The sequence below is a fragment of the Corallococcus llansteffanensis genome (assembly GCF_003612055.1).
Taxonomy (GTDB): Bacteria; Myxococcota; Myxococcia; order Myxococcales; family Myxococcaceae; genus Corallococcus; species Corallococcus llansteffanensis.
Genome location: NZ_RAWB01000609.1, coordinates 1 through 5813 on the forward strand (window position 1 = coordinate 1; position 5813 = coordinate 5813).

General features: G+C 72.4%; 7 protein-coding genes. 1 reads left to right on the top strand and 6 read right to left on the bottom strand.

The genetic code is table 11. The annotated features are described in order from the left end of the window. Positions 1-73: 73 nt before the first annotated feature. Positions 74-1555, top strand: a complete 1482-nt coding sequence (locus D7V93_RS36330; protein WP_208723273.1) for a DUF2252 domain-containing protein — start codon at positions 74-76, stop codon at positions 1553-1555. Here D7V93_RS36330 and D7V93_RS36335 read toward each other — a convergent pair whose 3' ends face one another. The 6 genes from D7V93_RS36335 to D7V93_RS36360 are packed head-to-tail and all read right to left on the bottom strand — an operon-like array spanning position 1556 to position 5811. Continuing rightward, on the bottom strand, positions 1556-2464 hold the full coding sequence (locus D7V93_RS36335) for a MerR family transcriptional regulator (RefSeq protein WP_120647719.1): 909 nt from the start codon (positions 2462-2464) through the stop codon (positions 1556-1558). Positions 2465-2473: 9 nt separating this feature from the next. Next, positions 2474-3334, bottom strand: coding sequence for a MerR family transcriptional regulator (locus tag D7V93_RS36340; protein WP_120647720.1), 861 nt, complete (start codon positions 3332-3334; stop codon positions 2474-2476). Further along, complete coding sequence (locus D7V93_RS36345) at positions 3331-4008, bottom strand: lysophospholipid acyltransferase family protein (protein WP_120647721.1); 678 nt, start codon at positions 4006-4008, stop codon at positions 3331-3333. The genes D7V93_RS36340 and D7V93_RS36345 overlap by 4 nt, the downstream gene beginning before the upstream one ends. Further along, positions 4005-4352 carry a lycopene cyclase domain-containing protein gene (locus D7V93_RS36350; RefSeq protein WP_120647722.1) on the bottom strand — a complete coding sequence of 116 codons (348 nt, stop codon included), beginning with the start codon at positions 4350-4352 and terminating at the stop codon, positions 4005-4007. The genes D7V93_RS36345 and D7V93_RS36350 overlap by 4 nt, the downstream gene beginning before the upstream one ends. After that, entirely contained in the window at positions 4349-4735 is a 387-nt protein-coding gene (locus tag D7V93_RS36355; RefSeq protein WP_120647723.1) for a lycopene cyclase domain-containing protein, read from the bottom strand. Before D7V93_RS36355 ends, D7V93_RS36350 begins: the two co-directional genes overlap by 4 nt. Next, a complete protein-coding gene (locus D7V93_RS36360; RefSeq protein WP_244237719.1) occupies positions 4732-5811 on the bottom strand; it encodes a glycosyltransferase in 1080 nt (359 codons plus the stop codon). The genes D7V93_RS36355 and D7V93_RS36360 overlap by 4 nt, the downstream gene beginning before the upstream one ends. Between the last annotated feature and the right edge of the window lie 2 nt (positions 5812-5813).

Sequence of the window (5813 nt, forward strand, 5' to 3'; positions counted from 1 at the left end):
CGCCCGCCCTGCCCGGGCGCTTCCCGTTCGACACCCCGGTCCCCACCTTCGTGGCCGAGGAGTCACACATCCCATGGATGCGGACGGCATTTCGGAGCTGGGAGCCGCGAAGGTTCCCCTCGTGTCCAACCAGCAGCAGCAGCGCGTGCGGCGTCCACCCCGGAAGCTCAAGCCTTCCCGCCTGCAGGACGTGGACTTTCGCAGCGTCGACGAACGCATGGCCGCCGGCCGGGCGCTGCGCAAGCACTGCCCGCGCAGCAGCCACGCCGCGTGGAAGCCCTTCCGGGGACGCGACCCGCTGGCGCAGCTGAAGGAGTCGGACGCCACGCGGCTGCCCTGGCTGGTGCCCGTGCGGCACGAGCGCATGTCCGAGTCCCCGTTCGCCTTCCTCCGCGGCACGCCGTTCGCCATGGCGCGCGACCTGGCGCACACGCCCCACAGCGGGCTGCGCAGTCAAATCTGTGGTGACGCGCACCTGAGCAACTTCGGCCTGTTCGGCACGCCGGAGCGCAACCTCATCTTCGACCTGAACGACTTCGACGAGACGCTCCCCGGCCCCTTCGAGTGGGACGTGAAGCGGCTGGCCGCGAGCTTCGTCGTGGCCGCGAAGCAGAACGACCTGGGCGGCCGCTGCGGCAGGAAGGCCGCGCGCAAGGCGGTGGAGTCCTACCGCCTGATGATGCGCGAGCTGACGACGAAGAACCTGCTGGAGGTGTGGTCGCTGCACGTGGACGCGAAGCAACTGCAGCGCTCCGCCTCCGAGGACACCGCGAAGCTCGCCGCGGAGGCAGTGGAGAAGGCGAAGCGCCACACCAGCGCGCACGCGGTGGAGAAGCTCACCGTGGAGCGCAACGGCCAGCGGCACCTCGCCTACCAGCCGCCCCTGCTCTTCCCGCTCACGGCGGTGAAGATGGACGTGTCGTCGGAGGAGCTGGAGCGGCGCATCAAGCAGCTCACGGTGGGCTACCTGGAGTCCCTGGATGGCGCGGTGCGCGACCTGTGCCTGCGCTACCAGCGCAAGGAGTGGGGCTTCAAGGTCGTGGGCGTGGGAAGCGTGGGGCTGCAGGCCTACGTCGTGCTGTGCGAGGGCAACGGCGGCAACGACCCGCTGGTGTTGCAGTTGAAGGAGGCAAAGGCCTCCGTGCTGGAGCCCTACCTGGGCCCCAGCGATGCCAAGAGTGCCGGGGAGCGCGTGGTGGTGGGCCAGCGGCGCATGCAGGCCTTCTCCGACCTCTTCCTCGGGTGGACCGAGGTGGAGGGCATGGGCTCCTTCTACGTGCGCCAGCTGCGCGACATGAAGGGCTCGCTGGACGCGGAGAAGATGGAGGCGCCCGTGTTCCTGGACTACGCGGAGGCGTGCGGAGCGACGCTCGCGCGGGCCCACGCACGCACCGGGGACGCCGCCCTCATCGCGGGCTACCTGGGGACCTGCGACCACTTCGACGAAGCCATCGCGGACTTCGCCTGCGCCTATTCAGACCAGGTGGAGGAGGACTACGCGCGCTTCATCGAATCCCTGGCGAAGAACGCGCAAGCGCTGACGCACGGCCTGTGATCAACCCGCGAGCCGCGCCCAGTCGCCTTCGTGCTGGAACAGCCGCACGCCCAGGCGCTCGCACACGTCCGGGTGCGCCTGGGCCGCGGGGCCGCCCACCCAGAGGGGCAGGCCCTTCGGCAACGCCCCCTTGATGCGCTGGAGCACGTCCTCGAACGCCGGGGCGCCCCGGTTCGTCACCGCCGACAGCCCCACCACGTCCGGCCGCGCCCGGGCCACCATCTCGCCCAGCCCTTCCGGGGGCACGCGCTGCCCCAGCAGCGTCACCCGCACCCCCGAGTACCTCAGCCGCAGCGCCGCTCCCAGCAGCCCCAGCTCGTGCTCCTCCTCCGGGAAGCACGCCAGCACCGCGTGCCTGCGGCCTCCATCGGGCGCCCCATGCAGCAGGCTCACCAGCCGCTCGCGCACCACCTGCGTCACCAGGTGCTCCTGCGCCACCGACAGCGCTCCCGCATGCCAGCGCTCCCCCACCTCGCGCTGCAGCGGCACGAGCACGTCCTCGAACGCGCGCAGCGGCGGCAGGGACGACAACACCTGGTCCAGGACGCGGGAGACGCGCGGTTGGTCATACGCCTCGGCCGCCTCCATCACCGCCGCACGCCACGCCTCCGGTTGGGACCCGGTCCCGGCGGCGGGCTCCTGCGTTTCCCGCACGGGCGGCGGAACAGCGTCCAGCTCCGCCATCAACCGCGGCACCTGCTTCGCCGCCTCGCTGATGGAGACCCCTTCCTCCGTCAGCGCCTTCAGCCGCTTGAGCAGCGCGACGTCGCGGTCGGTGTAGACGCGGTAGCCCGCGGGCGTGCGCTCGGGCGCGAGGATCGCGTAGCGGCGCTCCCAGGCCCGGATGAGCTCCACCCGGACTCCCGACAGCTCCGCGGCGACGTGGATGCGATAGGTGCGCTCAGCCATGGGTCTGTTTCACGGGCGATTCTGCGCGCTCCTCACCTGCTGCCAGATGGAGATGAGCTCCTCCGCGGTCTCCGCGTACTGGGCCCCCAGGGTGAAGAGCGTCTTCAGGTGCTCCCGCGCACCCGGCCCGCCCACCACCATCGGCACCGAAGCGCACGCCTGCAGCGACGCCGACAACACCGCGAGGAAGTCCGCCGGCTCCCGGCGCCGCACGAACGACAACGCCACCACGTCCGGCCGCACCTGCACGCAGGCCCCATGCAGCGCCTCCGCGGGCGTGTCCGCGCCCAGCAGCGTCACGCGCCAGCCCCGCGCCTTCAGGTGCACGCCCAGCGCCAGCAACCCGCCCTCGTGGTGGTCCCCCGCCGGGCAGGCCAGCACGCCCCGGGGCCCGTCGTTCGCGCTCTCCATCCCCGCGAGCAACAGCCGCAATTGCTGTCGCACCAGCGCCGACGCCAGGTGCTCGCGCGCCACGTCCAGGCGCGAGGCCATGTCCCGCAGCAGCGGAAGCAAGAACGTGTCGCAGCAGGCCAGCGCGCCCATCTCCTCCCGGGCCTCCTCCAGCACCGCGTTCGCCCCGTCCCCGTCCAGCACCATCACCGCCGCCCAGAAGCGCTCCATCCGCCGCGCGTCCGGCAGGAAGGGCGCCACGGGCGCGTCACGCACCTGGGCGATGGCCTCGCTCACCGACAGGCCCCCCTCCATCAGCTTCGCCACCCGGCGCACGGCCTCCACTTCGTCGCGCGAATAGACGCGGTAGTTGTTCTCGCTGCGCTCCGGCCGGGGGAAGCCATGGCGGCGCTCCCACGCCCGCAGCGTCGCCTCGCGGATGCCGGTGAGCCGGGCGATGGTGCGGATGCGCAGGCTCATCGGCCCAGGCCCCGCGCCGCGTCCCAGCGCTCCGCCACGCCGCGCGCTCCGGACACCTTGCGCGTGAAGCCCTCCAGGCTCGTCACCGCCGCCACCTTGTGCACCACCGACTCCAGCCCGCTCTGGAAGCGCGCCAGGGGCCCGGCCTCGTGCGGCAGGCCCACCTCCAGCAACACGTCCGGGCGCTCGTGCTCGAAGAAGGCGTAGCGGATGGCGATGGGCACGCACTCCGCCTTCGCCGCCTTCGCCAGCAGCTCCACGCCCCGCTCCAGCTTGAGCGGGAAGGCGCCGAAGGGTCGGTGCTCGCCTTCCGGAAAGACACACACCGCGGCGCTCGGACGGCGCAGCAGCTCCTTCGCGTACCGCAGCGAGGACAGCGACGACATGGCGTCCTGCTTGCGGATGCTGAACGCGCCCATCTTCGTGTGGAAGGGGTAGCGGCGCAGGTTCTCCTCGTCCATCAGGCAGTAGCCGTCCCAGCCCGCCACCTGGCAGAGCTGGTGCAGCACGAAGCCGTCCCACCAGTTGCAGTGGTTCAGGTAGACGAGCCGCCCCTCGCCATCCGCGGGCAGCTCGCCGCGCACCCACAGGCCCCGGAACGTCGAGCGGACCTTCCACCCGATGTACCGGTCCACCGCCCACCCGAAGGGGCCTCCCTTGGCCGCGCGAATCAAGACGCCCGCGCCTCCCGGAGACGCAGGAGCGCGGTGAACAGCGCGAGCCCCAGCGACACCAGCACGCTCGTCAGCAGGAAGAAGAGCACCTCCTCCAGCGGCATCGCCCCCACGTACACGCCCAGGTGGCGGCCCTGTCCGAAGTTCCAGATGCCGGTGGAGATGGCCAGGTGATCCGCGACCGACAGGTACACGCCCACCACCAGCGCCGGCGGCAGCACCGCGCGAAGGACGGCCCCCGAGCGCTCCTTGTAGTGCCCCACCAGCAGCGCCAGCTGGATTCCAATCACAGGCAGCGTCCACGCCAGCAGGTGGATGAGGTACGCCCAGCGCGTCTCCATCATGGCGACACCTCCCGCCGGCCCAGGGCGCGCTCGGTACGGGCGGGCCGCGGCTTCGCGGGCGTCGCGGCCTCCGGCTGCTTCCCCAGCACGCGCTCCAGCCGGGCCCGGGCCCACAGGCCGACGAGCAGCGTCTGGAGGCCGAAGAACAGGTACTCCTCCAGGGGCAGATAGCCCAGCTTCACGCCCCAGATGCGCTCCGGGTCGAAGCCCCACAGGCCCCACTTCACCGCCAGGTTGTCCCACGGCGACGTCGTCACGTAGACGACGACGAGCAGCACGCCCATGGGCGCCAGCCCCCGCCACGACAGCGTGCGGCGGTAGCGCACGAGGAGGAACAGGATGGGCAGCACCACGAACAGGCCCAGGAAGCGCGCGTAGGTCATCCCGGCCCTCCACTCCACTGCGACGCCACCCGCACCATGCGCCCTCCCGAAAGGAGCGCGTACGTGTGTCCGCGCCACGTCACCGTTCCCTGCCGCGTCAGCGAAGCCGCGAAGGCCGCCAGCAGCAGCCCTTCACCCGTGAGCCAGTCCATCAGCGCGTGGCCCCGCCGCGCCTCGCCGGGCACCGCGCTCAGCACGGAGAGCCGCAGCGACAGCAGCGTGCGCACGACGACCAGTGCGCCCACCGCCAGCCATACCGCGGGCTCGCCCAGCGCCAGGGCCAGCAACACCAGCGGCACCGTGGGCGTGAAGAGCAGCGGCACCGTGGGGTACAGGGCCGGCCGGTGGCTCGCGAGCACCTGCATCCACCGCGTGAACCGCTCCAGCGGCACGCGCCAGGACGTCCCGGGCGCGACGGGCACCCACGCGGGCGCGGCGCTCAGCGCGACCTCCAGTCCCCGTGCGTGCAGCCGCTTCGCCAATTCCAGGTCCTCACCGATGTGGTCCGACAACCCGCGCAGCTCCTCCACCGCCTGCACGGACAACCCGAGCGCCTTGCCACACACGGCCTGCGCGCCCGCGCTCATCGCGTGCAGCGCCCGGAAGCTGTGGTGCGTGTAGCGCAAGAGCCCCGCCATGGCACGCCCCGCCGCATCCACCGCGCCGATGGGCGTGGGCGCGGCGGTGCTCAGCGCGGCGCCCGCCACCAGCGGCGCGGCCAACCCCTCCACCAGCGCCCCCGTCACCGCCACGTCCGCGTCCACCGCCAGCACCACCCGGCCGCGCGTGTCCAGCGTGTCCAGCGCATAGAGCAGGTGCCCCACCTTGCGGTTGGGGGCCGGTGGATCACTCGGCAGCCACCGGACGCCCGGGGCAAGCCGGGGCCGGTAGGGCGACAGCACCACCTGCTCCAGCGGGCCCGCGTAGTCGATGGCGCCGGCCAGGTTCTCCAGCTCCTGCGGCGTGGGCGCGTCCACGGGGCGCAGCAACAGCACGGGGGGAAGGACGCGCGTCGCGGGGACGGGCGCACGGCGCAGCAGCCGCGCGAGCGCCACCGCGCTGAAGCCCCCGGCCAGCC